The following is a 26,136-nucleotide window of genomic DNA, read 5'->3' as shown; positions in this document are numbered from 1 at the left end:
CTCAACCCCTTGATCCCCTTCTCTTTTTAAGAGAAGGGGCGGCTGGGGATGAGTTCGGTTATAAATCACGGGGTGACCGCTATCCCCCAGGGCCCGGAGCCAACCGTAACGGTGCTTAACAAGGTGTAGGTGTTCCCACTGCGGGTGATAACTGATACATTGCTGCTGCCGGAATTTAAGACATAGAGCTTGGTTCCGTCCGGGCTGTAGCAAAGCCCCTTGGGCCGGGTGCCTGCGGCGGCGGTGGTAACATATGTCCCGGAAGTGGTGTATACCTTGACTGCATTCTCGTCATAACAGGCCAGGGCCAGATGCGCGCCGTCCGGCGAAAACGCCAGACCGAAGGGATGGTTGCTGAGGCCGGTCAGGTCGTTGAATACTTTGGAACCGTCGCCAAAACTTATGGCCGAGATCCCGGTGCCTGATGCCGCGTAAAGAGTATCCCCGTTGCCTTTGACCAATTCTTCCCCGTTGTTGGGCACAATGGTTGTGTACTGCAGCGCCAGGCTGGAAGTGTATATCTCCACTTTACCCCAGCACAGAACGGCAACTTTTCCGCCCTGATTGAAACAGACACCTTTGGGAATTCCGCCGGTTTTCACGGATCCGGTTTTTTGCATGGTGGCGGTGCTGATGATGTACAGGCTGTCATTCGTGGTGTCGGTCACGGCCAGCTGCAACCCGTTGGGCGAAAGAGCCAGGCCGTAGCAGGTCTGGGGCAGGTTGACGGTGCCCAGATGGTTGTTCTGATTCTTCAGCTGGATGAACTCCACCCCGTTCTGGGTCAGGACATAAGCCAGGCTGTCGTCGGCCGAGATCCGGATCTGACGGGGCGACGAATAGGGCCTTAAGTATCCTTCGAACTTCAGGTCGGCCTGCTGGTAGCTGTAGATCTCGTTGGCGGTATTGCACAGCACCAACAGTCCGCGCAAAGTGGAGAAACCGGCCGAGTACGATGAAGCCAATTGGTTGCCGCTTACATCCAGGGCAGCGGTGCTGATGTTGATGCGATACTGTTTTTTGAAGGAAAGGGTGTCGGCTAGGGTGGCGGTCATCAAAGTGTCTCCCTGCCAGCTGTAACCGTAGAAGGCGACGGCCGGGGTCAGGGATAGCGCTGCCTGGGCCGTGTTATGATCCATGGGCTCGGAGAAACAGACCGTTATGGAAGTATTCACCGTGACATTGGTGTCGCCGGCCGCCGGGGAAACGGAGACCACTGTTGGCTTGACCAGATCTTTCTCGGTCCGGAACGTCCAGGTGTATTGCGCCGCCAAACGGTTCCAGCACATGTCGCGCAGGGTCGTGTCTATGGTCACATAATAACGGGTATTATATTTAAGGGCCGAACTGGGCATGAAATTCAGGGCCGTGGCGGAAAGGGCCAGGGCTGTATTTCCGGTTACCTTGACCCCGGCGGAATCAGTCAAGGTCAGGGAGTTCGTGGACCAGTCTATTAGCTCCTCCGAAGCATAGGCCATCACATCGGTGCCGATGGATATATTCTGGGAATCCGGCAGGGGGTTTTGGGCCCAGACCGTGGGGGCCTTGGAATCCAGAGAGTCCGAGGTCCGGTACCAGCTGGAAAAAGCCGGATTTAAACCCGTTCCTGCCAGGTCCAGGGCATTGCCGGTAATGGACACCGTCACTGTCGTGTCGGCGGAAAATGCGGTATCGGGCACAAAGGTCATCTCATTGCCCTGCCAGTAAAAGTTGCCCGCTGCGCCATTTGCTGAAAAGGCGCTTTGCACCGACGACCGGTCCATGGCCGTGCTGAAAACGATGATGATGGCATGATTGCGAACGAACAGGTGAAGAGTGTCGCCCGGAGGGTAGCTGGCGGTAACTACCGGATAAATAGGAGTTGGTACTGGTATGATCTCTTCCCCCTTCTTTCCGCAACCACTGATGGCAGTGATGAGCACCATGGCCGCGATGGCCTAAAAGTGTCTTCTCATTTTAATGACCTCCTGTTGGTTCGTGCTACGGGACCAGTTGGAAAAATAAGTGTGATATTTTGAGATCGATCTGCGAAAATCCTCGTCCCATAAGGGCCCCGGTTTACTTTCCGTCCTCGCCCCGGGCCCCCCATTTGAGCTTGGTGCGGAGGATGTTGTAGAACGAGGATTTCTGGGTCTTCACCAGCTTGGCCTTGATCCCGGCCTTCTCGAAGACTATCTGCTGGCCGGCCTTAAAGGAAAGCCTCTGCTGGCCGTCCACCACCATGATGGCCTCCTCCCTCTTGCCGTGGACGGTCACCTCCACCGTCCGGTCCATGGGTACGATCATCGGCCGGATGGACAGGGTGTGGGGGCAGATGGGAGTGATCACCATCACCTCCATGGTGGGCTCCACGATGGGCCCGCCGGCCGAAAGGGAATAGGCGGTGGAGCCGGTGGGGGTGGAGATCAGCATCCCGTCGGCATAGTAGCGGCTCAGGAACTCTCCGCCCACCGAGACCGAAAGCTCCACCAGCCGGGTGGGCACCCGGATGTCAAAGTCGTTCAGGGCGTAGTATTCCTGCCCCTCGGTCCGGCCTTTGATGATGGCCCTCTCTTCTATCTGGTACTGTCCCCGGGCCACCTGCTCCAGGCTCTGCCACATCTGGTCCTGCGAGGTCTCGGTCAAAAAGCCCAGCGAGCCCAGGTTGATGCCCAGGATGGGCTTTTGCTGAGAGCCCATCAGATGGACCGAGCGCAGCATGGTGCCGTCGCCGCCCAGGGCCAAAAGCAGCTCGCAGCTTTGGACCACCTCGCTTTCCTCCGCGCACTGAAAGCCTTCCAGCTGGATGCCCTGCTCGATGACCGGGGCGATGCCGTGGTCCTTGAGCCAAGTGGAGAGCTCCCGGATCACGTTCTCGGCCCCGGGCCGCTGGCGATTGTAAATGATTCCCCAGTTCTTCATATTTATTCCCTTTTTAACTTAACCACTAAGACACAAAGGCACTAAAAATACGTCTTTAATAATATCTGGTTTACACTCTAGTGTTTTGGTCTATTTATGGTATGTAAAGAAATCAAAAGTTATTTGTGTCTTTGTGCCTTTGTGGTAAGCCCCGTTAATCCGTGGCACTCAGCTCCGCTTCCGTTATCTGCACCACCTTCTGCACCGCGTCCTCCAGCGTGGTGTTCAGCCGGGCCCCGGCCGCCGAGATGTGCCCCCCGCCGCCGAACTTGCCGGCCAGCTGGTTGACATCCACCCGGCCCTTGGCCCTAAAGGAGACCCGGATGATGCCGTCGCCCTGCTCCTTGAACAATATGGCCACCTCGGCCCCCTTCACCGCCAGGGCGTATTTGACGAACTCCTCGCTCTCCGACAGGTCGAAATCGTATCTTTTAATCAGCTCCTGGGTCAGCGACATATAGGCCAGCTGGCCGTTAGCCCCGGTCTTTAAACGGCTCAGCAGTTCCCCCAGTATCTTAAGCTGGTTGATGGGCTGCTGGTAATAGAGCTGTTCGGCCACCTCGGCTATTTTAGCGCCGTAGTCCGACAGAAGCCCGGCCGCCCTCAAAGTGTCGGCCGATGTGCTGGCGTAGCGGAAGCCCCCGGTGTCGGACATCATCCCGGTCAGAATGGTCTGGGCCTGCTCCGGAGTAGGCTTCACCCTCAGCTTCTGGCACAGGCGCAGGACCAGCTCGCAGGTGGACGAGGCTTCCGGGTCCACGTAGTGGAAATGCCCGTAAAGTGTGTTGGAGACGTGATGGTCTATGTTGACCAGCTCCATGGTGGCCGGGGTGATGAGGTCCGCCGCCCTTCCTATCCGGTCGATGTTGCCGCAGTCCAGCACCACGGCACAGCTGGCGTTCTGGGGGACAATCTGGTTGCTTATCGATTCCCAGCCGGGCAGAAAGCGGTAGCGCCCCGGCACCGGGTCCTGGTCGACGATCGAGACCTGCTTGTTGAGCGATCTCAGGATCGAGGCCAGGGCCAGCTGGGATGCGATGTTGTCGCCGTCCGGGTTGTAGTGGCTGGTTAAAAGAAAACGTCGGTGCCTAACCAGCGCCTCGGTTACGTCATTGATCGGCATCGGGCTTCTTTTCTTTGGCTATCTGGTTCAACAGATGGTCTATCTTGTCGCCCTGGGCTATGGACTCGTCTATCCTGAAATCGAAATCCGGGCAGTTGCGCAGCTGCAGGCGCTGTCCCAGCTCCCGCCGGATGTAGCCCTTGGCGCTCTTCAGCCCCTTCAGGGTCTGCTTCTGCTTATCCGGGTCGCCGTAGATGCTGATGAACACCTTGGCATAACGCAGGTCGTCGGCCAGCTCCACGTCGGTGACCGTGACAAAACCCAGCCGGGGATCCTTGAGCTGCCCGGCGATTATCTCCGAAAGTTCCCGCTTCATCTGCTGGCCCACCTGGCTTGATCGTTTGAATGGCATGCTTGCTCCTTTATTGCCTACCCGGATAAACCGGGACTACCTAACCGCAAAGGCGCAAAGAGCGCGAAGGGTATAATTATAAAGAATCTTGGCGGCCTTGGCGTCTTGGCGGTTCAAAATATTCCATACTAAATGTACGGAATTTAACATGTTAACAACTAACCTCTTATTTTACCACTTTTTAGGGGTAATTCAAGCAAAAAATCACATTTCCGCGGCCCGGGAAGATCGGACGTCACGGGCCTGGCATAAGACCGGGGAAGGCCCGAAGTTTATTTCCGCCCTCATATTGACAAAGCGCTTAAATAGGATTATATTAGTCTTATTAAGCATCCGTTAAAACCTACCCAAAGGAGAGACATGTTCTACATAAAGAGCCTGCTGGTCCTGGCCCTGCTGTCGCTGGCCGCCGCGCCCGCTTTGGCCCAGCACGACTGCGCCAACTGTCCATCGGCCAAAGCCGCTGCCAACGGCGGAATCCAGGCAAATGCGGCCGAGCCGTCAGCCGTCAAAGCGCCAGTCTACAATCAGCTTCCCGGCTACGGCAAAAAGGCCTGGATCGGACAGGATTTTTACTTCACCTACAACTTCGACAAAAAGCCCAAGATGGGCCCGGCCGTGCTAAAGGTCCAGCTGTTCTCAAAGGACGGCAAAAAGGCCCCGGGCTGGGAGATCCTGGGAAGGTCCGGCATGCCTTCCATGAGCGGAGCCCACGACGCCGAGGCGGTCTTTAAACTTAACAAGAAAGGCGACTACCTGCTGCCGGTCACTTTTGTGATGCCCGGGGAGTGGGAGATCAAATTGACATTTAAGAAGGACGGGAATGTAGTCTATCTGGGTAATTTCAAACTGAATGTTTAAAAATACTTTTATAATTCTGGGACTACTGACGCTGGCAGTATCGCAATCATTGGCTTCCAGCCGCTTATTTTATCTGGAGGCCCAGGCGGTGGCAGGATTTCCCTTTTCCGGGGATGACCGAACCTTCCAATGGTATTCCATGGACCAGATGGATGTGATGCAGAAGCCCAGCCTGGGGTTCGACTACATCCAGCGGTTCTCCGGCGCCGGCGGAGACTGGGGGATGCTGGCCGTCCAGGCCCGTCTGGCTTACGATTCGACGGCAAAGCATGATGTGGAGCCCCAGCTGTACAACGCTTATCTTAAGGTCAAGCCGGGCTTCGGGGACATTTTGCTGGGCCACAACAAGCCGGCCTTCGGACTGGCGTCGTATCTGGACAATCACGGCATCTTGCTACAATCCTTGTCCATGTATGGTTACGGATATGACCGGGACTGGGGCGCAGGATACTACCGGGACTTCGACTGGGGCAATGCCGGATTATCGGTTACTTCGGGATCGGGAATGCCGCTGTACCTAAAAGGGAATTATCAGGTTTCGGGCCGGATATCAAAGAGCGACCTGAACCAGCAGAATTACAATATCGGGTTTTCGGCCTCCTACGGAAAGAACCTTGAGACCATGGGCTATCATCTAATATATGAAACCCCCATGGAAACAGCAATGTTCGGAGCCGATGCCGCGGTCAACAGTGACCGGTTTGAATACCGGACCGAGCTGATACGAAAGACCACTTTGATGAACAACTGGCGGAATGACCTCTGGGGATGTTTTTTCAGGATGACCGCCAATGTGCTTGAAGACAACCGTTTGAAGCTGGAACTGCAATATGTCTACGATGGGTATGATCATAGGCTCTCTCCTGGCTTGACTTATTCAGTAACGCCGGACCTGACCTTAAGGCTGACTGGCGATATCAACCGTGACCTGGATCATATTACCGCCCAGCTGTACTGGTACCACAAATTGTGATCGCCAGAATTTATAATCAAGGAGGCTCAAAATGCAACATATTTACGGCATAAAGAACATCCTTTCCTTCGTGTTCCTGGTGATCCTGTCCGCCTGGCTGGTCGGTTGCGGCAAAAGCCCTACTTCCACACTCGCTCCATTTGAGCCGCAGATCGTCAACAATCAGGACGCCTTCCAGCTTCAAGCCACCGGTGTTACCACCGTTTCGACCACCCTGGTATATGCCTGGAAGAACTCCGGCACCCGGGCAACAATAAATCATTCAACCACGACCACCGCGGGCTCGACTTTACTGACCATCAGGGATTCCCTGGGAACAACCTTGTACTCAAAAGCCCTTGTGCCCAGCTTGAATGAGCCGACAGCTGTCGGTGTTCCCGGCACCTGGTCGGTCACCCTGACGCTGACGAACTATTCGGGCACGCTTAACTTCCGGGCCGAGAAACTTTAAAGGGATGGGAGATGTTTTAGTGCCGTTTTTAAATAAAATAATCCCATTGATCATTTTGTCCCTGTCCGTCCCCCGTTTGCTTTTCGCCGCGGTGGGCTGCGACCTGAACGATCCGGACAAGGACGTCAAACACCTGTTCCCCGGCTCCACCGGCTACAAGACCGAGTACGTCTCCATCGCCCAGAAGGGCGGTGATTCCCTGCTGGCGGCTATTGAGCATCGGCTGGGCAACAAGTTCCAGGGCCTGTTCGAGACCGGCGACGTGCCCTACACCATGTACCGGGTATTCAGGAAGAAGGAGTTGGTGGGCTTCATCCACGGGGTGAATCAGAAAGGCCAGTACGGCGGCATTCAGGTGTTTCTGGCGCTGGACACCGCCGGCGTGATCAAGACCCTGTACTTTCAGAAGCTAACCTCCAAAGCCGCAAACAAAATGCGGGAACCCTCTTTCGGCAAACAGTTCGCCGGGCTGACCCTGCGGGATTTCTACCAGTACGACGTGGTTAGCGGCAGGGAAAGCGGATCCGATATGATCACGGCCATCAAGAATCCCGCTCCCGACGCAGCTCCGGACTTCCGGGCCGCCCTGCGGGCGGTCAAGAAGAACCTGATACTGGTGGACGAGTTTTTGCTGGGAAACAGGTATCTGAGATACTACAAACCAAACTAAGCGGTCGTCTTTGCGAGTCCGACTATTCCTCCTGCACTAACGAAGCAATCAACCGGGCCTTGTCAGATCGCTTCGTCGTTAAATATCGGAAGCCTTCCTCGCGATGACACCAAGCACAAAGGACAATCCTATGATAAACATCTTCCAAGTCGCCTACAAGAATTTGCTGCGCAAGAGATCCCGCAGCGGGCTGACCATCGTGGGCATCGCCCTGGCCGCCTGGGTGCTGATCAGCCTGCTGGGCTTTAACAAGGGATACGAGGCCTCGCTCAATTCGGACATCGACAACCTTGGCTTCCAGATGCTGGTCACCGCCAAGGGCTGCCCCTACGAGGCGGCCACCTTGATGCTCAAGGGCGGCACCGGACTGCGCTACATGAAGGCCGACATCGCCGACTCCATCGCCAAGCAGCCCGAGGTGGACAAGGTGACCCCCATGCTGATGCAGGCGGTGTTCGACCCCAACAAGGGCGAGAGCGGCGGCATCTCCGCCTTTCTGGGGGTGGATCCTATGACCTTCCCGGCCATGAAGAAAGTGTTGGAGTTCAAGCAGGGCGCCTGGTTCACCGATCCCAACGCTTATGAAGCGGTGCTGGGCTACGAGGCGGCCGAACTGGAACAGCGCGAGGTCGGCGACAAGTACCTGATCCCGGAGAAGGAGGTCGAGATGACCGTGGTCGGCATCCTCAAGCGCTCCGGCACCCAGGACGACGGGACCATCTTCCTTCCCATCGGGGCGGTACAAAAGATCTTCAACCAGCCGGGAGAGCTGACCGGCATCGGCATCAAGGTCAAAAAGGACGCCGACATCGCCAAGTTCGAGGAGCGGATGTACAAACTGCCCGATGTCCAGGTGGTCAGCCTGGCCCAGGTGAAGCAGACCATCATGTCTCTGGTCTCCACCGCCAAGGTGATGGTCTTCTCCATCGCGGTGATCGCCATATTGATAGCCATCGTGGGGGTGATCAACACCATTCTGATGTCGGTGATGGAGCGCCTGCAGGAGATCGGGATCCTGAAATCCATGGGGGCCATGGCCTCGGACATCTTCAAGTTGATCTGGCTGGAGACCCTGATCCTCTGCGTTTCCGGGGGGTTCATCGGGACCCTGTTGGCCCTGCTGACCGCCAGGCTGACCGAGGCCCTGATCCGGGGCCTGTTGCCCTACACCCCCACCGGCGGTCTGGTGCGGATCGATGCCCCGCTGGTGCTTTTGACCTTCGGGGTGGTGACCCTGATCGGCTTGCTCTCCGGCATCTATCCCTCCTGGCGGGCCGGCCGGGTCCGGCCGCTGGAAGCCATTAGAAGCGAAACGGATTAATCAAGGAAGAAGCATGACAGATAAATTTTCCATCGAAGCCCACGATCTGAAAAAGATCTACCGCCGCGGCAGCGAGGAGATCCCGGCCGTCAACGGCGTTTCGCTCAACATCAGCCAAGGCGAGTTCATCTCCTTTGTCGGGCCCTCGGGCAGCGGCAAGACCACGCTGATCAACATCCTGGGCTGCCTGGACAACCCCAGCTCCGGGCGCCTGCGAGTGGACGGCCGCGACATCTTCACCGAGGGCAGGACCCTGTCCGAGGCCGATCTGACCAGGATAAGGCGCGACTTGTTCGGCTACGTGTTCCAGAAGTTCTATCTGATCCCTACCCTGACCGTGCTGGAGAACGTGGTGCTGCCCTTCACCTTTTACAAGAAGCCCGGTGCCGAAAAAGGGGTGGACGAGATCCTGAAGATGCTGGGCATTGACCACCGCAAACATCACCTGCCGGGGCAGATCTCAGGCGGAGAGATGCAGCGGGTGGCCATCGCCCGGGCCCTGGTCAACAAGCCAAGGATCCTGCTGGCCGACGAGCCCACAGGCAACCTGGATACCCGGAGAAGCAGTGAGATCGGGGTGCTGCTGGGGGAGCTCAACAAATGGGAGGGCCTGACCGTGATCCTGGTGACCCACAACCCCAACCTGGCCCAGATGGCCCACCGCTCGGTGGAACTGCGGGACGGGATGATCTATACCGGGGCCCAGGCCTGCAAACCGGATGAAGGCTGCGCTTAGATTTAAAAAGGCTCTTTTAAAAGAGCCTTTTTAATGTTACTACAGACATAAATTTACCCATTGCCTCACCCCTTGACTTTGCCCCTTTTCATGGTTACATTGATATATGAAGGAGGAAACATGAATGAGATATATTTACCTGGCTCTGCTCTTGCTGGCGGGAGGACTGGCTATGATTGACGCCGACACCGGCAATAAGACCGAGACCGCCATCTTCGCCGGAGGCTGTTTCTGGTGCCTGGAACACCCCTTTGACTCCCTGCCCGGTGTGATAGAAGTGATGCCCGGCTATTCCGGCGGCCACATGAAGGACCCCAGCTACCGGGACGTCTGCTCCGGCGAGACCGGGCACTACGAGGCGGTGCGCATCACTTACGACCCGGCCAAGATCGGTTACGCCCAGTTGCTGGACCACTTCTGGCGGCAGATAGACCCCACCGACCTTACCGGGCAGTTCGCCGACAAGGGACCCCAGTACCAGACCGCCATTTTCTATCAAAACGAAGAGCAGAAGAAACTGGCCGAAGCATCCAAGACAGCCCTGCAGAACTCGGGCAAGTTCAAAGAACCAATAGCCACGGCCATTCTGGCCTACAAGAACTTCTATCCGGCCGAGGAATACCACCAGAAGTATTACCAGAAATGCCCGGCCCGTTACAGCACCTACAAGGTGATGTCCGGCCGCGAGGCGGCGCTAAAGAAGATCTGGAAGGATTCCCCCGCCGTCAAGACCTATACAAAACCCAGCGACAAGGAGCTAAAGAAAAAGCTCTCGTCCCTGGAATACCAGGTGACCCAGAAGAGCGCCACCGAGCCGCCCTTTGCCAACAAGTACTGGAACGAGAAGCGCGACGGCATCTACGTGGACATCACCACCGGCCAGCCCCTGTTCAGCTCAAAGGACAAGTTCGATTCTGAATGCGGCTGGCCCAGCTTTACCAAGCCCTTGGAGACAAGCCTGGTTTTGGAGAAGAAGGATTCCAGTTTCGGCCGGGTAAGGACCGAAGTGCGCAGCCAGGCCGGCGACGCCCACCTGGGCCATGTGTTCGATGACGGCCCCCAGCCCACCGGCCTGCGTTACTGCATCAATTCTGCTTCGCTGAGGTTCATCCCGGCGGAGGATCTGGACAAGGAGGGTTACGGAGAGTACAAGAGACTGTTTTGACCCAACCCTCAATCCCTTCCCCACAAGGGAAGGGAAGCAATAAGCCGTGGCAAAATGCCACGGCTTCTTTTTTCGTCATTTCATTTGACAATGAAATGTTTGTAATATATAATAAACTTTACGAAAGAAGAGAAGTAACCGTTAAATAATGAGCTGAAATGAAAAAGCTTGTCGTCGGTGATACGATCAGGTTTAAAGGTGGTTACGACTACGACCCTACATTTCTTAAAGAACCCCCAAATAAAGCCCGAACCGGAAAGGTGATTAAAACTATACCGGGGCAAAATGGAGAAGATGCTTTTGTGGTAAAATTAGATTTCCCGATAACTGGGAAAAATATTACCGGAGACATTTTGATTATGGAGATTAGATACGAAGGGCAAACATGGACCACCGATGGGCCGGTTCATCTGGAACTCTGTGATTTTATACCTAAAGAAAAAGCATGGAAGGACCGTAAGCGGGGAGAATGGATAGAATCACATGCGTCATTTGAAATAATTGAGAATCTATAAATCCTTAATTTTAGAGGTAACATGAAAAGATCAATAGCTCTCATCTTCAGCCTGTTCTTAGTGCTGGCTAGTTTCGGCCTTTCCCAGGCCGCCGATCCGGATGTAACCGGAGGCAAGGACCATCCCCTGCTGTCACGGATGCCCGGATTCCACATTTCGGACTACAAGGACACCGAATTCGACAGCCATAAATTCATTGGCCAGGACAAGAAGACGGTTGTCATCGAGGGCCACAAGTACTATATCGAATACCGCCTGGACAAGGGATTGCCGGAATCCGGAGAGTTGAAGATCCGGAGGAACATTCAGGAGGCCCTGAAAAAGATCGGGGGAAAGGTGATCTTCGACGACAATTTCAACCGGGCCTCCACCATTGTGCTTAAAAAGGACGGCCGGGAGACGTGGGTCGGGGTTTCGTCGTTCAATAACTGGTACCGGCTGACCATCGTCGAGAAGCAGGCCATGGAGCAGGAGATGGTGGCCAATGCCGAGGCCCTGGGCAACGGCATCAATGCTACCGGCCATGTTTCGGTTTACGGCATATACTTTGATACCGGCAAGTCCGAGATCAAGCCCGAATCCGACGCCGCCATCTCGGAGATCGCCAAGCTTCTTCAGAACAACCCAACGCTTAAACTGTACGTGGTCGGCCACACCGACAACGTCGGCTCCCTTGACTCCAACCTCAAGCTGTCGCTGGACCGGGCAGATGCCGTGGTCAAGTCGCTGACCGGCAAATACGGCATAGCCGCTGCCCGATTGAGCCCCCACGGGGTGGCCTCCCTTTCGCCGGTCACTTCCAATGATACGGAGGAGGGAAGGGCCAAGAACCGCCGGGTGGAATTGGTCAAGCAGTAATACGGGTCGGTTGAATATAGTTGAAAATAAAAAGCCGTGGCATAACGCCACGGCTTTTTATTTTTAGACGGCCAATTTATCTAAGACAGTTCTTCACCTTACCTTACTACGGCCTTGGTCTTTGATATGCGTTCTTGCAATTCTTTGGCGCTTTTTTCGTCGTCTGCATCACCGTTTTCTTCTGCTAATTGATGCGACCTGGCGGCTGCCCGTTCTGCTTCGGACAGGTTATTTAAGGCCATCTGAATTTCAGCCAGCAGAAGGTACTGCTCTGGAAGAAAATACTTGAGACCCAGCTTTTCACCGATAATTATTGCTTCCTGGATTTCACGAAGGGCGTTTTCATACTCCCCCAGGTGATAACTAACCTTGCCCAGGTTCCCAAGCGCCAGACAGGTTCCCTTCTTTTCCCCCATCCGTTTTGCCAGGATAAGTTGCCGGCGATAATTGTCCCTGGCCAGCGGGTAGTTTTCAAATTGTACATAATAATTGCCAATGTTTCCATAGGCCACCCTTATTTTTCCGGTGTCGCCTATGGCGGTTGACAGATCCAGGAATTTGCTAAAAGACTTTATGGCCTTGTCGTATTCGCCTCTTTGCGCATAGATGCAACCCATGGCTCCCATGGCTATGGCTTGAAAATCCTTCCTGTCTTCTTTTCTGGCATTTTCATCCTGGCGGCGGTACCATTCCTCGGCCAGGGCAAGATCTCCCCTGACATACTCCAAATTACCCAGGTTACCGTAGGTGGCGCAAAGTCCGGAGGCATCGTTGCTTTTTGTGTTCAGCTCCAAACGGCGTTCAAAAAGCATTCTGGCTTCCTGATAGCGTGTCTGGTTCAGGCGTATGTTGCCCAAGAGATTGCATACGTCAGCCTGTTGCTTCAGATCGCCCAGCTGCTGGAAGATAGCATCTGCTTTTAGCAGATTCTCTTCAGCTTCGGCATGGTCGCCCATTTTGTACAGCACCCTCCCGATGTTTACCAGCTGAGCGGCGGCCAGTACTGTCAAAGAGGCCCCTTCCGTAATGCCTGCCAGATCCCGGTAAGTTCCCAGGGCTTCGCTCCACATTCCCACCAGTTCCCTTACCTCGGCCCGGCGTAGGTGCAGGTCGTACGGCAGATAATTTCCGCCGCCCTTTTTAAGTTCCCGCAGCCAAAGGATGGTTGTATGATATCTATGGCCTGAACTACTATTCATTGGATTTATTATACACACAACCTGTCCGTTATGCAATAAAAAAGCCGGGGCATAATGCCACGGCTTTATATTTTCTCTTTTCGCTGAGACAGCCGCCCTCTCCTGATTCATCAGGAGAGGGTTGGGGTGAGGTCTACTGTCCAGCCATCAACTTCTTCATATCCTCCTCCACCCCCGCCGTGGGCTGGACATTGAACTTCTCCACCAGCACCTTCAGCACATTGGGCGACACGAAGGCCGGCAGGGTCGGCCCCAGGTGGATGTTCTTCACCCCCAGATGCAGCAGGGCCAAAAGCACCAGCACCGCCTTCTGCTCGTACCAGGCAATGTCGAAGGAAAGCGGCAGTTCGTTAACGTCCTTCAGGCCAAAAGCGTCCTTAAGGGCCAAAGCGATCAGCACCAGCGAATAGCTGTCATTGCACTGCCCGGCGTCAAGCACCCGCGGGATGCCCCCGGTTCCGGTGAGCCCAGTCGAACCGATGTCGCCCAGATTCAGCTTGTTGTAGCGGTACTTGGCGCAGCCTGCGGTGAGAATGACAGCATCCTTGGGCAGTGCCTTGGCTATGTCGGTGAAATATTCCCGGGATTTGTGCCGGCCGTCGCAGCCGGCCATCACCACAAAACGCTTGATGGCGCCGCTTTTCACGGCCTCGATCACCTTGGGAGCCAGGGCCAGCACCTGGTTGTGGGCAAATCCGATGGTCAAATTGCCGTCTTCCAGTTTCTCCGGGGCCTTGGACTTTTGGGCCATAGCGATGACGGCGGAGAAATCCTTCTGTTTACCCTCTTTGCGATCGGCGATGTGTTTGACCTCCGGAAAGCCCACCACTCCGGTGGTAAACACCCGGTCCTTGTAGCTGTCCTTGGGCGGGACCAGGCAGTTGGTGGTCATCAGCACCGGACCGTTGAACTTCTCAAATTCCTCGTTCTGGTGCCACCAGGAGCCGCCGTAGTTGCCGTGGAAGTTGTCATACTTCTTGAAGAACGGATAGGCGTTGGCCGGCAGCATCTCGCCGTGGGTGTAAACGTCCACTCCCTGGCCCTTGGTCTGTTCCAATAATTCCTCCAGATCCCTCAGGTCGTGCCCGCTGATCAAGATCCCGGGGTTGGTGCCTACGTCCAGCTTGACGCTGGTGATCTCGGGATGCCCGTACTTGCCAGTGTTGGCCTTATCCAATAATGCCATGGCCTTTACCCCGTACTCACCGCACTTAAGCACCAGACCTGTCAACTCGTCCGCCGATAGGCCGTCATCCAGAGTGGCGGCCAGGGCCTTCTGCATGAAAAACAGAATGTCGTCCTCCCTGGCATCCAGCACATAGGCGTGATGGGTGTAGGCCGCCAGACCCTTGAGGCCGAACAATATCAGCGACCGCAGGGAGCGGACGTCCTCGTTGGCTGTGGCCAGAATGCCCACCCCGGCGCCCTTGAGCAGGTACTCGTTCAGACCGCTCTGGGCGGACCAGGTGGCGGCATCGGGTAATTTACCGGAGGAATCCTTGGTGGCGGTGTTATTCAGCTGATCGCGGATCTCCCGGGCCCGGTCTATTTGCTTGACGAAATATTCCGGATCAAAATTGACATTGGTGATAGTGGCGAACAGCTGTTCCATCACGAACTCCGAGGCTTTGGGATCGCACTGGCCTCTGTCCTTGGCCTTGACATTGAAATAGGAAATCCCCTTCAGGGTGTGGATCAGGAGGTCTTGCAGGACCGCCACCTGATCGGGCTTGCCGCAGACGCCCCGGGTCCCGGCGCAGCCCTTGTTTCCGGCGGTCTCCTGGCATTGATGACAGAACATGGTCATTTTATCTCCTTCTTATTTTTGGCATTTTGTGTTTCTCATTCCCGTACGCTTATGCCCCGCCGGATACTGAGCTGTGTCGAAGTATGGCGGGGCTTAAATCTTGTCAATTATGTCACTTGTTCTCCGGATTGGGCGTTTTTATCACAATGAAACTTAGGTCTTCCGACTCCCGATTTGTTATGTGCATCGGCGTTCCCCGCGTCACCGCGGCCAGCTGGCCGTGTTTCATGACATGATCCCTTTCCTCAAAGTTGAAAACCCCTTCGCCCTGCAGTACGATCAGGTAGACCATATCGGCGTTAGCCAGGTGACGGGCCACTTCCTGGCCCTGCTTGAGATGTAGATAGTTGACCAGAGCCTGCGGTTGGCTGAACACGCCCTTGCAGGCCTTCTCCGCCGTGTTGAAATCCAAAGTTTCTATGGTTATCATCGCTTACTCCTTTTTAATACCCAGACACTATGCATAAAATATCCTTAATAATATCTCTGTGTCTCTGTGGCATGTTTAGTCTAAAGGTTCAAAGTTGCTTTTGTCCACCTGGCAGATCGGGCAGACCCAGGTATCCGGGATCTTCTCGAACGGGGTCCCCGGGGCAATGCCGGAATCGGGATCACCGGCGGCCGGATCGTAGATGTAATCGCAGATAGTACAGCGGTACTTTTTCATGGTGGTTCCTTTCTGGTTGGGGCAATTCATGAATTGCCCTTACTTTTTAAGGTTGGGGTCATAGCCTTTCGCCTTTTACGGTGATTGTTTCTACAGTAATAGACATTCTCTTCCCCGAGTCCTTCAGCGACTGGCGCACCAGCCGCAGCAAACCCTGGCAGCATGGCACTTCCATGATGGCCACGGTAACGGATTTGATGTCGTTCTGCCGGAATATCTCCGTCAGCTTTTCCAGATACGGCTCTGTCTTGTCCAGTTTGGGGCAGGCTATTATCAGCGATTTACCGGCCAGCATCACGGTGTGAAAATCCCCGTAGGAAAAAGGCGTGCAGGAGGCGGCGATAAGCAGATCGGCATCCTGGAAGAACGGGACGTTGACCGGCACCAGGTGCAGTTGGATGGGCCAATGAGCCAGTTGAGAGTTTACAGTTGTAACGTTTGCAGTTGCCGGGGATGGAAGTTTCTGCCGGATCTGCGATCCGGGACAGGCGCAGGCCGGGGAATTATTTGTTTTATCCCGTAAGGGCGATTCATGAATCGCCCTTACGATATTTTCATCGAAGGCCTCGGCCTCGCGCTCCACCACCCTGATGGCATCCTGGGGACAATGTCCCAGGCAGGCCCCCAACCCGTCGCAGTATTTGTCGCCCACCAGCCGGGCCTTGCCGTCCACGATCTTCAGCGCGCCCTCCACGCAGTTGGGGATGCATTCTCCGCAGCCGTTGCATTTTTCCTGGTCTATCTGGACTATCTTGCGTTTCATGATATCCTTTGACCTCTCCCTCTTTCCCTCCCCTCGAGGGGAGGGATGGGGTGGGGTTCAAACAAAGATTGACAGTTTGGCCGAATTAAGCTGGTTGTCCAGGTCTTTCTGTAGTTTGGTCAGGGCCGGATAGATCGGGCAGACATGGTGCTTACAGCGGCCCTCGTTCAGGCAGGCGCTGACCAAAAGCGTCCCGTCCACCGCCGAAAAGATCTGTTTTACCAGTATCTTTTGGGCCGGCCGGCCCAGGAACAGCCCCCCGTTCTTGCCCTTTTGGGACCTTACCAGACCGGCCCCGGAAAGCTGCTGGGCTATCTTGGACATGAAGGCCGGAGTGGTCTTTAATTTTTTGGCCAGGGCCGAGGCCGGCACTGGCTCTCCTTCCTTTTGGCGAGCCAGCAGGATCATGGCCTGCAGGGCGTACTCGTTGCGTTTGGTCAGAAGCATTTTCGAACCTTTTTATTATAAGACTAATTTAGTCCTATTATACATAAAATGTCCGGATTTGTCAATAGCCGGTTTAATTATTTTTGGCCCTTGTATTTTGGGCCGTCCTGGCCCTATAATTGGAGGACTCAGCCCCGGAGAACATGCTAAACATTTTTTAAGGATCCTTGCCATGAAATCCTACCGCCAGGAACTTTGGTTCAACCTGCCAGGCCGCCGGGGATTTGTGAACATCACGCCCCAGGTGGAAAAATGCTTAAAGGATAGCGGCATTACCGAGGGCCTGTGCCTGGTCAACGCCATGCACATCACCGCCAGCGTTTTCATCAACGATGACGAGGGCGGCCTTCACCAGGACTACGAGAAATGGCTGGAGAAACTGGCTCCGCACGAGCCGGTATCGCAATACCTGCACAATAGGACCGGCGAGGACAACGGCGACGCCCACCTCAAGCGGCAGGTGATGGGCCGGGAGATCGTGGCGGCGGTGACCAAGGGAAAGCTGGACTTCGGACCCTGGGAGCAGATCTTCTACGGCGAGTTCGACGGCAGGCGGAAGAAGCGGGTGCTGGTGAAGATAATCGGGGAATAAATAAAGGGCGGGTTCGATGAACCCGCCCTTTATTAAGCGATAGCCTAAAGGCTATCGCTTGATATCATCAAGGCCGCACAAGCGGCCTGATATTGGAGGCTCGAAAGAGCCTTGTTGATTACCAGCGATATCATTCATGTTATCGCTGTTTTGGTAATCATCAGGTCACTCTACCTTTTTCACCTCGCCCGACCCGCTGACGCTGTTGCTGACCTTGGCCGGGTTGCCCTTGTAGCTCACGTCCCCGCTACCGGCGATGCTGATCTCCAATTCCTGTGACGCGTTCACCTGGCAGTCGCCCGAGCCGGCAATGGATACCTCGCATTTTTCCGTGATCAGCTCCAAAGCCTTGATGTCCCCCGAGCCGGCGATGGCGGCGCTGAAGGTTTTGGCGATGCCGGTAAGCTTGACATATCCCGCTCCTGAGATGGCGGTTTCCAGCACCTTGGTTTCCAGCTCCAGAATGATGTCCCCGGACCCGGAGATCGAAAGATCCATGGTATCGCTGACGAACTTTCCCTTGCCGGTGATGTCGGCCGATCCGTCTATGTCAATGGCTTTCAAGTCCTTGACCGTGATGTAGACCTTGATGTCTTCCCGGTCGTTATGGCAGGAACCGAACCAGCCGCGGCCTTTGGTGTCCACCCTCAACGTTCCGTTCTTGACCTCGGTGGTAACCTTGGCCAGCAGTTTGGGCTCGGCCTCGATCTTGACCGAGCAGGTTTGGCCCTGCTCAACGAACACGGTATAGGCCCCGTCGAAATGCAATTTGCTGAAATCCCCGGTGTTCCTGACCTGGACCTCCGGCGCGGCCGCGCGGGCCAAAGCGGTCCATAAAAAGACCAGGATGGTTACCATATACGGCATTTGGCCGATCCTTGTTTTTAACGATGAAAAATTCATGTTTTTCCCCTCTTTTGGCGGTTTTTTGCTGTGTTTAGATTGAATACGCATGGACGCTGTCTTTTGTTTCAAATTTTCTTGACAATTGATTTTACATATATTAAGATGATTGTAATACAAGTAAATTTCGACTGTTTTCCGAAATTTGACATACCCAAACAAAGGGTTTGAAAATGAAACATAAACCATTCTTCCTGGCCCTAAGCCTCCTGCTGGCCGTCGGCTCCACCGCCCTGGCCGACTACCGCTTTGAGCTCCCCCGCAATGTCTCCTGGGTGACCATAAACCCCTCGGGACAGGCTGACCTGTATTATGCCCTGACCTTCACCTGTCTGCCCGAAGGCCAGGCCATAGACATCGTGGACATAGGGCTGCCCAACGGCAGCTACCAGCTGGAATCGGCCCGGGCCAAGGTCGGCGAGACCGTGCTTTCCGACATCCGGGTCTCGGAGTACGTCAAGCCCTACGGGGTGGAGGTGCATTTGGACGAAATGTCCATCGCCCCAGGCGATTCAGGGACGCTGGAGTTCTGGGTGCATTTGACCAGCATGCTGAACCAGGATTCCCAGGACGAGGCCTATGCCTCCTTCATGTTCTCGCCCACCTGGTACGGCTCGGAATATGTCTCCGGCAGCACCTACCTGGAATGCAACTTCGTCTTCCCGCCCGGCGTTCAGGCGGACGAGCCGCGCTATCACGAAAATCAGTTCACCGAGGCCTGGTACGATACCGTGGACAATACCCCGGTCTACCGCTGGGTGATGGAATCAGCAGAACCCGATGAACAGTACACCTTTGGGGCCTCCTTCCCGGCCAGATACGTCAGCCCCGGGGCCGTCTCCCGGCCGGCCCCTTTGTTGGTGCGGATAGTGGGCGGGTTCTTCAAAGCCATCTGGTGGGTGATCCGGTTCCTTTTGGGAAATATTTTCTTCCTGTTCTTCCCCGCCATCATCGCCCTGGGATACTGGCAGAACAAGAAGCGCAAGATGAAATACCTGCCGCCCGAGGTCTCGGTGGAGGGCGTGGGCATCAAGCGGGGCCTGACCGCGCCCGAGGCCGGCCTGCTGCTGGAGATGCCTCTGGACAAGGTTCTGACCATGATCCTGTTCGGGCTGATCAAGAAAGGCGCGCTGGAGGTTTCCAGCCGCTCGCCCCAGCTTAAGTTCAAGGTGCTGGACGAAACCACGGCCGACCAACCCTACGAAAAAACATTCCTGGCGTCTTTGGACAAGCAGGGCCTTGCTCCCGAAGCCAAGCTGCAGGCCCTAATGATCGATCTCATCAAGGAGACCAACGCCAAGATGAAGGGTTTTTCCCGCAAGGAGACCATCGCCTATTATAAGAGCATCGTCAGCCAGGCCTGGCAGCAGGTCACCGCGGCCCAGACCCCGGAGCTTAAGACCAAAGAGCTGGAGGAACAGTTCGACTGGATGAGCATGGACCCCGCTTACAACGACCGGATGCGCAGCCAGTACGGCACGGGTGATGTGTTCCTTCCCCGCTGGTGGGGCCGCTGGGGATACGGCGGCGGCCAGACCACCGGCGGCGGGGGCTCGGTGGGAAAAGGGCCGAGCATTGAGATGCCCAAGCTTCCCGGCGCCGATTTTGCCAATAGGATGACCACCGGCATGGAGGGCTTTGCCGCCGGGCTGGTGGGCAAGGTGGACAGTTTCACCGGCAAGATCACCGACAAGACCAACCCCGTCCCGGTAAGCTCCGGCAGCGGCAGAACCAGCGGCGGCGGGGGCTGCGCCTGTGCCTGCGCCTGCGCCGGGTGCGCCTGCGCCTGCGCGGGAGGAGGAAGATAATACTTTTCCCTGGACAGGATTAACATGATTCTTTTACTAATGTTGCTACGTTGAAATCCTGTAAGATATTTGTCCAATTAGCTCGGGATTATGTATGAATAACCGGTGTCAACCCCGGTATGTCGCGTTAAAACGATCAGTGAGCATCGCAGTTGATGGCGGAAAAAGCTTGTCTGCATGTTTGAGGGATTGGCCAAAGCCCGAGTTCAGACAAGCCCGTCAGCAACGAGAAGCGCAACGCGGGCCCGCTGAAGCTTTAGCGTAAGCGTGGCCCGGAGAGTTTTAAGCGACGAGCTTTTTTCTTTTTGGTTCTTTTTCTTAGTTGGCGGTACAAAAAAGAAAAAGAACATGGTGATTTCAGGTAAATCCTGTCTATCCCGTAAATAATATTTTTCAGAAAAAAGTATGCGCGTTAATTTAGACAACAACCTCGATCTTTCCCAGGGTTCGCCCTTCGCCCAGCAGGACCCGGTGATCACCGTGATCGCCATGGCCATCCTGGTGCCGGTCTGCTTCTGGGTGTATTACGACGCCAGGCAGCGCTACCGGGCGCCCTGGGCTCCATTGCTCTGGGCCATGCTGGTCTTCCTGGTGCTGATATTCTTCCTGCCGATGTACCTGATCACACGGCCGCCCAAGAACGCCCCGGTGGGCAAGAATACACAGTAACAGACTTCACCCCGCCGGAACAGATTTACCACGGAAACACAGAATGTTGAAAAAAATATTCATCCTTTTAGCCTTGCCTTTGCTGGCATTCGCCCAGCAGCCGAAGCTGATCAAAGATATCCCCGTCCCGGCCGGCTACAAAGCGGTCGAATATCCCGCAGAAGGCTATAGTTATTGGCTTACCCGGCGGCCGCTGAAAAACAGTCTGGAGATAGCGGACCATGCCGGACGCAAGGTCCCGGCCGGATCATACAGCGTTTACGCTGTGCTGGACCTGCCCCTCTTGTTCACCGGAGACCTGGAGCAGTGCGCCGATTACGCCATGCGGCTGTGGGCCGAGTATCATAAGGACACCAACCGGCTGGATAAGCTCTACCTGTTTGACTACAACGGCAGGAGGCAGAATTACAGCACCTCCCGGCTGAGTTACCGGAATTTCTTGCGCCGGGCCTTTGCCAACAGCAATTCCTATTCCCTTAAAAAAGGCTGCGCCGTGGTGGATACCTCCGCCCTGGCCCCCGGCGACATGGTGGTCCAGAACGAGCGGGGCGGGGTGGGCCACGTTTCGGTGGTGATGAATGTCTGCCGGAACTCTGCCGGACAAAAGCTTTATCTGCTGGGCTTCAGCTACATGCCGGCCCAGGAGTTCCATATCGAGAAGGCCCTGGAGGGTTACGGCAAGGATGGCTGGTTCACTGTGGAGGGTTACTTCAGGTATCTTAAAGATTACATGGACCTGGGAACACCGGTGTTAAGGAGATTTAAATGATATTACCTGCCCGCGAAACACGCGAAAACAATAATATTAACCGCACAAATCCCCCAGTCCAAAAGATCATCCTTTGGGCCGTAGCCTCGGAGCCGCTGTTTTTGGCCGGCATCGCCTACTTTCTTAATCAGCAGGGGGCTTTTGGACGGCCTGTTAGCGGCGCCCCGGAAGAGATCATAACTGCCGTTTTTACCCTGGTTTCGCTGGTGGTGGCGGGTCTTTCCTTCAAATTCGCCTCCCTGTCCGGACGGCCCAGGCCCTTGCCGGGGCAGCTGCCCGAGCCGGCCATTCCGGCGGTGGTCAAGCCGATGCAGATAATAGCCGTGGCCCTGGCCGCCATCCCCGGGATCTTCGGCTTCGTTCTCTTCATCCTGCTGCGCAATGAACTTCACCTTATGCTCTTCAACGGCGGAGCCTTGGCATTGGCGGCTTGGCACATAATGAGCTTTGAAAATGCCCGTTAAATATGGCTGAAACGCTAGAACGTGGATAAACTGCATAAAATAATCCTTTCCACCGGGTCCCGCTCCCAGTTTCTGGACATCACCGGCCGGGTGCAGGAGATAATTGCCCGGGAAAAGGTCAAGGACGGACTGGCCCTGGTCTGGGTGCCCCACACCACCGCCGGGCTGACCGTCAACGAAAACGCCGACCCCGACGTGGTCCGGGACATTCTGGCCTCTTTGGACAGGCGGTTTCCCTGGGACGACAACTACGCCCACTCCGAGGGCAATTCGGCCGCCCACATCAAGTCCAGCCTGATGGGCTGTGAGAAGACCTTGATCATAAAAGACGAACGTTTGGCCCTGGGAACCTGGCAGGGGCTGTATTTCTGCGAGTTTGACGGGCCCAGGAAACGGGAGGTCTGGGTGAAGCTGGTGGAGGGACGATAAAAAAACCGGGGCTTAAATCTTTAAGTCCCGGTTTTTTGGGTTACTGTCGACAGTCATTGCAAGGTGGCTCATCATCGGACAAACGGAGCAATCCACCTGCTTAAAGTCAGATTGCTTCATTTGTAAGGCACGGTGCCACATTCGCAATGACGTGGGGCGGTCACTCAAACCTCTTCCTAAATCCCTCCGGCACCGGCAATACCTTCTTGTTCCGGTAATCATAGAACACTATCCCGGTCTTGGCCCCGCCCACGGGGCCTCCGGTCTTGGCGTTGGTGACCTGGTAAAATATGTCGCAGCCGGCCCGGGAGAATTCCCCGGCGGTAACCTGAAACTTAAGGACATCGCCGTAAAAGCACTCGGCCTGGTAGACGATGGCCGCGTCGGACATGATTATCCCCGCGCCTTCGACATCATGCTCGCTGTAACCCATGCTCTTCAGGAACCTCAGCCGGGCCTCGTGGATCAGCCCCAGCAGTGCATCGTTGCCCAGGTGCCCGCCGTAGTTGATGTCGGTGATCCGCACAGGCATCTCCGTTTCAAAGCTGAATTTTGGGGGAAGGTCTATCTTTATCCGGGCCATTTTCAGTTCCTTTATTATTTGCTTGAATTGCGGTGGCCTTTGTATTATACTATAAATTATAGTTTTAAGAAAGTATTTTGCCACAAAGACACTAAGACACAAAGGATATAAATTACTGCTTGAGAATTAAAGAAAAATATTGGTGCCTTTATGTCTTGGTGGCGAGCCCGGTAAAGTGGAATAAACCAAGCCTTTTGAAAGTATATACTTGGAACAGCAAACCGATCAAGCGCTTATAGAACAGACCCTGGCCGGCGACAACCAGGCCTTTAACCTGTTGGTAATCCGTTACCAGAAGGCGGTTTACTCTTCGGCCGCTCGCATCCTGCGGGACCATGACCTGGCCGATGAGGCCGCCCAGGAAACCTTCGTCAAGGCCTATTTTGCCCTGAAACAGTACGACGACAGCTACAAGTTCTACACCTGGATCCTCCGAATATGCCTTAACCTCTGCTACGACCAGCTGAAGAAACAGAAAAGACTGGCTCCGATTGACGAGGCTTTGGAACACCAGGGCCCGGACCCGGCCGAGATTTTCGCCAACGACGATGCCTGCAGAAAGATAAGAAAAGAGATAGACAAACTGCCAGCAGACCAGAGGATGGTGGTTCAGTTACGGGTGGACAAGGACCTCTCTTATTCCGAGATCGGCCAGGCGCTGAAGATACCGATCGGGACCGTGATGTCACGGTTGTCCCGGGCCCGGCTGGCGCTGGGAAAAAATTTGAAGGAGATATTATAAGTACGGGTTGGTCTTAGACCCACCCCAACAATAAAGAAAATGAAACACACAGAACAACATACATTCACGCCGGAGCAGATAGGCGCCTACTACGACGGCCAGCTGACGGAGACCGAACGGCTTGAGGTCGAACAGCACCTGAAGCAATGCGCCGCCTGCCAAGCCGTTTTGACTGAGCTGTCCCTGGTGGACAAGGCCGTGGAAAAAGCCGAGGGCATCAAAACCCCCGAGGGCTATTTCCAGACCTTTGGCTCGGCCGTGGCCAACCGCATCGCCCAACAGAAACTGGCTCCGCAGAAAGAAGCCAAAAGATTCAGCTGGGGCTGGGTAACCGCCGCCGCCGCTTTGGCCAGCCTGGCCATTGTGCTGGTCTCCGGCGACCTGACCAAACCCCGCCTGTACCGCTCCGTTCCGGAAGAACAAAGGACAGTTTTGCTGGAAGCCCCAGCCATATCCCAACCAACCGCTGCGGATGAGGCAAAATATCAGGCCCCGGCCCAAAGTTCAAAAAGCCTGGAAGCCGCTCCGGAATTGAACCTGGCCGAAGCTCCCGCCGAAGAGGCGGGTGAAGAGACACCTGCCCAAGAAATCCGGAAAATGGAAGCTGCGCCGGAGATGGACCTGGCTGAGGTCTCCATGGAAAAAGAAGCTCCTTCAGCGGCCCCGGCCAAGCGAGCCAAAAGCATGGAAATGGCCGCTTCCATCAGTTCCCACGCAATTGGCTCTGCCGGGATATCAGACAAAAAAGACCTGGCCGCAAAACCTGCCTCAGTACAGGCCTCGGTTAAAGGGGCTTCATCACCGGCTCCGGCCCCGGTTTCTCTGGCTACTTCGCAGGTCAGCCCCTCCTCGGTGGAGACGGTCACGGTGATAGAGATCTGTCTGCCCGACGGAAACAAGGACTGCCCCGAGCCCAAGGTAAGATCGGCCATCAGGATAAACCTGGACGGAATATAAAAAGGTATTGACATCAATACAGCGTTTAGCTTATACTAATCGCATGCCGGGATACAAAATTTTAGTGGCCGATGACGAGGTCAACATCGTCAAAATAATGGAGTTCGAGCTTAAGAAGAACGGTTACGAGGTCTTTACCGCCAACGACGGCGCCGAGGCCTTTGAACTGGCCAAGCAGAACACTCCTGATCTGATCCTCTCGGACATCATGATGCCCAGGATGGATGGGTACGAGCTATGCCAGAAGGTCAAGGAAATTCCCGGCATGCGGGGCACTCCGTTCATTTTCCTGACCGCCAAGACCGGCATGGAGAACCGCATCCAGGGCTATCTGCTGGGCGCCTCCAAGTACATCACCAAGCCCTGCAGCCGCCAGGACCTGATCAAGGCCATAGACATGCGGCTGAAGCTGGCCGAGCAGGCCAAGAGCCTTTTTGCCCAGAAGGCCAAGAAGTTCACCGGCGACCTGTCCATTATCTCGGTCTTCAGTTTATTGGACATGTTCTTCATCGGCAACTGGAGCGGCTACGTGGAGATGGACTCCGGCGACGGGCACCGTGGCCTGCTGGAGATAAACGACTCCCGGATAAGCGCCTGGAACCTGGACGGGAGCAACGACGAGGCTGCGCTGGGAAATCTGCTTTCCTGGACCCAGGGAAAATTCACCGCCGAGCATGTTTAAAACCCCCGCAGTTGCGGGGGTTTTATTTTTCAATATTTAAGGAGTTTCAAAATGAAACGTTTTACTCTTCTGTTTGTTATTCCAGCCCTTCTTTTAACTGGTTGCGCCAGCATATATACCGCACCAGATTTTGATGTTTACTATCAGGCCCATAAGACCGTTGCCATAATGCCGTTTAAGGTTAGCTACGATCCTTCCAAACTCCCCAAAGACATGACAACCGAAACGATTGCTTCAATCCAAAAAGAGGAGGCCTATTCGCTCCAACAACAGATGTACATCAAATTCCTTGAACGTGAGGCAAAAAACAAATTTACTGTGACCTTTCAGGACGTTACACAAACCAATGCTCTTCTCAATGACGCAAGCATAAAGTATGATTCTTTATCTTTTTACACACCTCAAAAATTGCGAGAAATATTGAACGTCGATGCCATTATTACTGGTCATGTTCGCCGGTCCAAACCGATGTCCACAGGAGCCGCAGTAGCGATGGGGGTTATTTTCGGGGCTTGGGGGCCTACCAATGAGGTCAATGTGACCGTTAGCATACACGACGCCGGGGCAGGAACTTTGTTATGGAACTATGAGCATAAGCTATCTGGCAGTATTGGAAGTTCTTCGGAGGGATTGGCAAAATCTCTGATTTCAGACATTTCTTCTAGTTTCCCCTATAAACGGGATCGTAAAATTAAGAACCCTCAATAACATATTCGTTCAATCAGTTTC

The 26,136-nt window shown here is 55.0% G+C and carries 31 protein-coding genes; 19 read left to right on the top strand and 12 right to left on the bottom strand.

Features of this window, described 5'->3' with window-relative positions; genetic code table 11:
• Nucleotides 1-65 precede the first annotated feature (65 nt).
• The 4 genes from HZA73_01545 to rbfA all read right to left on the bottom strand — a co-directional run bounded on the left by HZA73_01545 (nt 66) and on the right by rbfA (nt 4,376).
• Complete coding sequence (locus HZA73_01545) at nt 66-1,925, bottom strand: Ig-like domain-containing protein (GenBank protein ID MBI5804711.1); 1,860 nt, start codon at nt 1,923-1,925, stop codon at nt 66-68.
• 133 nt (nt 1,926-2,058) lie between these two features.
• Nucleotides 2,059-2,901, bottom strand: a complete 843-nt coding sequence (locus HZA73_01540) for an NAD(+)/NADH kinase (GenBank protein MBI5804710.1) — start codon at nt 2,899-2,901, stop codon at nt 2,059-2,061.
• Nucleotides 2,902-3,055: 154 nt separating this feature from the next.
• Nucleotides 3,056-4,024: a bifunctional oligoribonuclease/PAP phosphatase NrnA gene (locus HZA73_01535; protein MBI5804709.1), complete on the bottom strand. Its 969-nt coding sequence runs from the start codon at nt 4,022-4,024 to the stop codon at nt 3,056-3,058.
• Entirely contained in the window at nt 4,011-4,376 is a 366-nt protein-coding gene (rbfA, locus tag HZA73_01530; GenBank protein ID MBI5804708.1) for a 30S ribosome-binding factor RbfA, read from the bottom strand. Before rbfA ends, HZA73_01535 begins: the two co-directional genes overlap by 14 nt.
• Before the next feature lie 360 nt (nt 4,377-4,736).
• On the opposite strand from rbfA, the gene HZA73_01525 reads away from it, so the two are divergent.
• From HZA73_01525 to HZA73_01485, 9 genes are all read left to right on the top strand, one after another.
• Nucleotides 4,737-5,237, top strand: coding sequence for a FixH family protein (locus HZA73_01525; protein MBI5804707.1), 501 nt, complete (start codon nt 4,737-4,739; stop codon nt 5,235-5,237).
• Nucleotides 5,230-6,210, top strand: coding sequence for a hypothetical protein (locus HZA73_01520; protein MBI5804706.1), 981 nt, complete (start codon nt 5,230-5,232; stop codon nt 6,208-6,210). Before HZA73_01525 ends, HZA73_01520 begins: the two co-directional genes overlap by 8 nt.
• A 31-nt stretch (nt 6,211-6,241) precedes the next feature.
• A complete protein-coding gene (locus HZA73_01515) occupies nt 6,242-6,661 on the top strand; it encodes a hypothetical protein (protein ID MBI5804705.1) in 420 nt (139 codons plus the stop codon).
• Between the two features lie 19 nt (nt 6,662-6,680).
• A complete protein-coding gene (locus HZA73_01510) occupies nt 6,681-7,331 on the top strand; it encodes a hypothetical protein (protein ID MBI5804704.1) in 651 nt (216 codons plus the stop codon).
• 130 nt (nt 7,332-7,461) lie between these two features.
• Entirely contained in the window at nt 7,462-8,652 is a 1,191-nt protein-coding gene (locus HZA73_01505) for an ABC transporter permease (GenBank protein MBI5804703.1), read from the top strand.
• A 13-nt stretch (nt 8,653-8,665) separates the two neighbouring features.
• Nucleotides 8,666-9,388 (top strand): ABC transporter ATP-binding protein, encoded by a 723-nt coding sequence (locus HZA73_01500; GenBank protein MBI5804702.1) that lies wholly within the window; start codon nt 8,666-8,668, stop codon nt 9,386-9,388.
• A 124-nt stretch (nt 9,389-9,512) separates the two neighbouring features.
• Nucleotides 9,513-10,553 carry a peptide-methionine (R)-S-oxide reductase MsrB gene (gene msrB, locus HZA73_01495; protein ID MBI5804701.1) on the top strand — a complete coding sequence of 347 codons (1,041 nt, stop codon included), beginning with the start codon at nt 9,513-9,515 and terminating at the stop codon, nt 10,551-10,553.
• A gap of 158 nt (nt 10,554-10,711) precedes the next feature.
• Entirely contained in the window at nt 10,712-11,068 is a 357-nt protein-coding gene (locus HZA73_01490) for a hypothetical protein (GenBank protein ID MBI5804700.1), read from the top strand.
• Between the two features lie 21 nt (nt 11,069-11,089).
• Nucleotides 11,090-11,926, top strand: coding sequence for an OmpA family protein (locus tag HZA73_01485; GenBank protein MBI5804699.1), 837 nt, complete (start codon nt 11,090-11,092; stop codon nt 11,924-11,926).
• Between the two features lie 98 nt (nt 11,927-12,024).
• Here HZA73_01485 and HZA73_01480 read toward each other — a convergent pair whose 3' ends face one another.
• From HZA73_01480 to HZA73_01455, 6 genes are all read right to left on the bottom strand, one after another.
• Nucleotides 12,025-13,125 carry a tetratricopeptide repeat protein gene (locus tag HZA73_01480; protein MBI5804698.1) on the bottom strand — a complete coding sequence of 367 codons (1,101 nt, stop codon included), beginning with the start codon at nt 13,123-13,125 and terminating at the stop codon, nt 12,025-12,027.
• A 133-nt stretch (nt 13,126-13,258) separates the two neighbouring features.
• Nucleotides 13,259-14,932 carry a hydroxylamine reductase gene (gene hcp, locus HZA73_01475; GenBank protein MBI5804697.1) on the bottom strand — a complete coding sequence of 558 codons (1,674 nt, stop codon included), beginning with the start codon at nt 14,930-14,932 and terminating at the stop codon, nt 13,259-13,261.
• Between the two features lie 112 nt (nt 14,933-15,044).
• A complete protein-coding gene (locus tag HZA73_01470; GenBank protein ID MBI5804696.1) occupies nt 15,045-15,362 on the bottom strand; it encodes a cupin domain-containing protein in 318 nt (105 codons plus the stop codon).
• 75 nt (nt 15,363-15,437) lie between these two features.
• Complete coding sequence (locus HZA73_01465) at nt 15,438-15,599, bottom strand: rubredoxin (protein MBI5804695.1); 162 nt, start codon at nt 15,597-15,599, stop codon at nt 15,438-15,440.
• 58 nt (nt 15,600-15,657) lie between these two features.
• Nucleotides 15,658-16,362: a 4Fe-4S dicluster domain-containing protein gene (locus HZA73_01460; GenBank protein MBI5804694.1), complete on the bottom strand. Its 705-nt coding sequence runs from the start codon at nt 16,360-16,362 to the stop codon at nt 15,658-15,660.
• Nucleotides 16,363-16,419: 57 nt separating this feature from the next.
• Entirely contained in the window at nt 16,420-16,809 is a 390-nt protein-coding gene (locus tag HZA73_01455) for an Rrf2 family transcriptional regulator (GenBank protein MBI5804693.1), read from the bottom strand.
• Between the two features lie 172 nt (nt 16,810-16,981).
• On the opposite strand from HZA73_01455, the gene HZA73_01450 reads away from it, so the two are divergent.
• Nucleotides 16,982-17,401 carry a YjbQ family protein gene (locus HZA73_01450; GenBank protein ID MBI5804692.1) on the top strand — a complete coding sequence of 140 codons (420 nt, stop codon included), beginning with the start codon at nt 16,982-16,984 and terminating at the stop codon, nt 17,399-17,401.
• A 165-nt stretch (nt 17,402-17,566) separates the two neighbouring features.
• On the opposite strand, the gene HZA73_01445 is transcribed toward HZA73_01450, so the two are convergent.
• Entirely contained in the window at nt 17,567-18,268 is a 702-nt protein-coding gene (locus tag HZA73_01445) for a DUF2807 domain-containing protein (protein MBI5804691.1), read from the bottom strand.
• Nucleotides 18,269-18,477: 209 nt separating this feature from the next.
• Between HZA73_01445 and HZA73_01440 the strand changes: the two genes are divergently transcribed.
• The 5 genes from HZA73_01440 to HZA73_01420 all read left to right on the top strand — a co-directional run bounded on the left by HZA73_01440 (nt 18,478) and on the right by HZA73_01420 (nt 22,443).
• Nucleotides 18,478-20,112, top strand: a complete 1,635-nt coding sequence (locus HZA73_01440; protein MBI5804690.1) for a hypothetical protein — start codon at nt 18,478-18,480, stop codon at nt 20,110-20,112.
• Between the two features lie 405 nt (nt 20,113-20,517).
• A complete protein-coding gene (locus HZA73_01435; protein MBI5804689.1) occupies nt 20,518-20,781 on the top strand; it encodes a hypothetical protein in 264 nt (87 codons plus the stop codon).
• A gap of 43 nt (nt 20,782-20,824) precedes the next feature.
• Complete coding sequence (locus HZA73_01430; GenBank protein ID MBI5804688.1) at nt 20,825-21,550, top strand: hypothetical protein; 726 nt, start codon at nt 20,825-20,827, stop codon at nt 21,548-21,550.
• Nucleotides 21,547-22,014: a hypothetical protein gene (locus HZA73_01425; GenBank protein MBI5804687.1), complete on the top strand. Its 468-nt coding sequence runs from the start codon at nt 21,547-21,549 to the stop codon at nt 22,012-22,014. Before HZA73_01430 ends, HZA73_01425 begins: the two co-directional genes overlap by 4 nt.
• Before the next feature lie 30 nt (nt 22,015-22,044).
• A complete protein-coding gene (locus tag HZA73_01420; protein ID MBI5804686.1) occupies nt 22,045-22,443 on the top strand; it encodes a YjbQ family protein in 399 nt (132 codons plus the stop codon).
• A gap of 160 nt (nt 22,444-22,603) precedes the next feature.
• Here the strand turns inward: HZA73_01420 and HZA73_01415 are convergent, their stop codons facing one another.
• The gene (locus HZA73_01415) at nt 22,604-23,026 is read right to left on the bottom strand and encodes a thioesterase family protein (protein MBI5804685.1); all 423 of its coding nucleotides are present in this window, start codon (nt 23,024-23,026) and stop codon (nt 22,604-22,606) included.
• Between the two features lie 208 nt (nt 23,027-23,234).
• On the opposite strand from HZA73_01415, the gene HZA73_01410 reads away from it, so the two are divergent.
• Genes HZA73_01410 through HZA73_01395 form a run of 4 tightly spaced genes read left to right on the top strand, consistent with a single transcriptional unit; the run spans nt 23,235 to nt 26,115 of the window.
• A complete protein-coding gene (locus HZA73_01410) occupies nt 23,235-23,768 on the top strand; it encodes a sigma-70 family RNA polymerase sigma factor (GenBank protein MBI5804684.1) in 534 nt (177 codons plus the stop codon).
• Between the two features lie 39 nt (nt 23,769-23,807).
• Nucleotides 23,808-24,725: a zf-HC2 domain-containing protein gene (locus HZA73_01405; GenBank protein MBI5804683.1), complete on the top strand. Its 918-nt coding sequence runs from the start codon at nt 23,808-23,810 to the stop codon at nt 24,723-24,725.
• A 43-nt stretch (nt 24,726-24,768) separates the two neighbouring features.
• Nucleotides 24,769-25,407 (top strand): response regulator, encoded by a 639-nt coding sequence (locus tag HZA73_01400; GenBank protein MBI5804682.1) that lies wholly within the window; start codon nt 24,769-24,771, stop codon nt 25,405-25,407.
• A 51-nt stretch (nt 25,408-25,458) separates the two neighbouring features.
• Nucleotides 25,459-26,115: a hypothetical protein gene (locus HZA73_01395; protein MBI5804681.1), complete on the top strand. Its 657-nt coding sequence runs from the start codon at nt 25,459-25,461 to the stop codon at nt 26,113-26,115.
• Nucleotides 26,116-26,136: the final 21 nt, after the last annotated feature.

The sequence above is a fragment of the candidate division TA06 bacterium genome (assembly GCA_016235665.1).
Lineage (GTDB): Bacteria > Edwardsbacteria > AC1 > AC1 > EtOH8 > UBA5202.
Note: the sequence above shows the minus strand (reverse complement) of the source record. Positions and strands in the feature narration are given on the sequence as shown.

Coding starts and splice junctions, on each gene's coding strand:
- HZA73_01460 (MBI5804694.1), bottom strand. CDS start 16,362: ATGAAACGCAAGATAGTCCAGATAGACCAGGAAAAATGCAACGGCTGC.
- HZA73_01400 (MBI5804682.1), top strand. CDS start 24,769: ATGCCGGGATACAAAATTTTAGTGGCCGATGACGAGGTCAACATCGTC.
- HZA73_01435 (MBI5804689.1), top strand. CDS start 20,518: ATGCGCGTTAATTTAGACAACAACCTCGATCTTTCCCAGGGTTCGCCC.
- HZA73_01500 (MBI5804702.1), top strand. CDS start 8,666: ATGACAGATAAATTTTCCATCGAAGCCCACGATCTGAAAAAGATCTAC.
- rbfA (MBI5804708.1), bottom strand. CDS start 4,376: ATGCCATTCAAACGATCAAGCCAGGTGGGCCAGCAGATGAAGCGGGAA.
- HZA73_01415 (MBI5804685.1), bottom strand. CDS start 23,026: ATGGCCCGGATAAAGATAGACCTTCCCCCAAAATTCAGCTTTGAAACG.
- HZA73_01505 (MBI5804703.1), top strand. CDS start 7,462: ATGATAAACATCTTCCAAGTCGCCTACAAGAATTTGCTGCGCAAGAGA.
- HZA73_01545 (MBI5804711.1), bottom strand. CDS start 1,925: ATGGTGCTCATCACTGCCATCAGTGGTTGCGGAAAGAAGGGGGAAGAG.
- HZA73_01450 (MBI5804692.1), top strand. CDS start 16,982: ATGAAATCCTACCGCCAGGAACTTTGGTTCAACCTGCCAGGCCGCCGG.
- msrB (MBI5804701.1), top strand. CDS start 9,513: ATGAGATATATTTACCTGGCTCTGCTCTTGCTGGCGGGAGGACTGGCT.
- HZA73_01455 (MBI5804693.1), bottom strand. CDS start 16,809: ATGCTTCTGACCAAACGCAACGAGTACGCCCTGCAGGCCATGATCCTG.
- HZA73_01520 (MBI5804706.1), top strand. CDS start 5,230: ATGTTTAAAAATACTTTTATAATTCTGGGACTACTGACGCTGGCAGTA.
- HZA73_01465 (MBI5804695.1), bottom strand. CDS start 15,599: ATGAAAAAGTACCGCTGTACTATCTGCGATTACATCTACGATCCGGCC.
- HZA73_01430 (MBI5804688.1), top strand. CDS start 20,825: ATGTTGAAAAAAATATTCATCCTTTTAGCCTTGCCTTTGCTGGCATTC.
- HZA73_01405 (MBI5804683.1), top strand. CDS start 23,808: ATGAAACACACAGAACAACATACATTCACGCCGGAGCAGATAGGCGCC.
- HZA73_01470 (MBI5804696.1), bottom strand. CDS start 15,362: ATGATAACCATAGAAACTTTGGATTTCAACACGGCGGAGAAGGCCTGC.
- HZA73_01440 (MBI5804690.1), top strand. CDS start 18,478: ATGAAACATAAACCATTCTTCCTGGCCCTAAGCCTCCTGCTGGCCGTC.
- HZA73_01395 (MBI5804681.1), top strand. CDS start 25,459: ATGAAACGTTTTACTCTTCTGTTTGTTATTCCAGCCCTTCTTTTAACT.
- HZA73_01445 (MBI5804691.1), bottom strand. CDS start 18,268: ATGCCGTATATGGTAACCATCCTGGTCTTTTTATGGACCGCTTTGGCC.
- HZA73_01490 (MBI5804700.1), top strand. CDS start 10,712: ATGAAAAAGCTTGTCGTCGGTGATACGATCAGGTTTAAAGGTGGTTAC.
- HZA73_01480 (MBI5804698.1), bottom strand. CDS start 13,125: ATGAATAGTAGTTCAGGCCATAGATATCATACAACCATCCTTTGGCTG.
- HZA73_01535 (MBI5804709.1), bottom strand. CDS start 4,024: ATGCCGATCAATGACGTAACCGAGGCGCTGGTTAGGCACCGACGTTTT.
- hcp (MBI5804697.1), bottom strand. CDS start 14,932: ATGACCATGTTCTGTCATCAATGCCAGGAGACCGCCGGAAACAAGGGC.
- HZA73_01525 (MBI5804707.1), top strand. CDS start 4,737: ATGTTCTACATAAAGAGCCTGCTGGTCCTGGCCCTGCTGTCGCTGGCC.
- HZA73_01540 (MBI5804710.1), bottom strand. CDS start 2,901: ATGAAGAACTGGGGAATCATTTACAATCGCCAGCGGCCCGGGGCCGAG.
- HZA73_01515 (MBI5804705.1), top strand. CDS start 6,242: ATGCAACATATTTACGGCATAAAGAACATCCTTTCCTTCGTGTTCCTG.
- HZA73_01425 (MBI5804687.1), top strand. CDS start 21,547: ATGATATTACCTGCCCGCGAAACACGCGAAAACAATAATATTAACCGC.
- HZA73_01485 (MBI5804699.1), top strand. CDS start 11,090: ATGAAAAGATCAATAGCTCTCATCTTCAGCCTGTTCTTAGTGCTGGCT.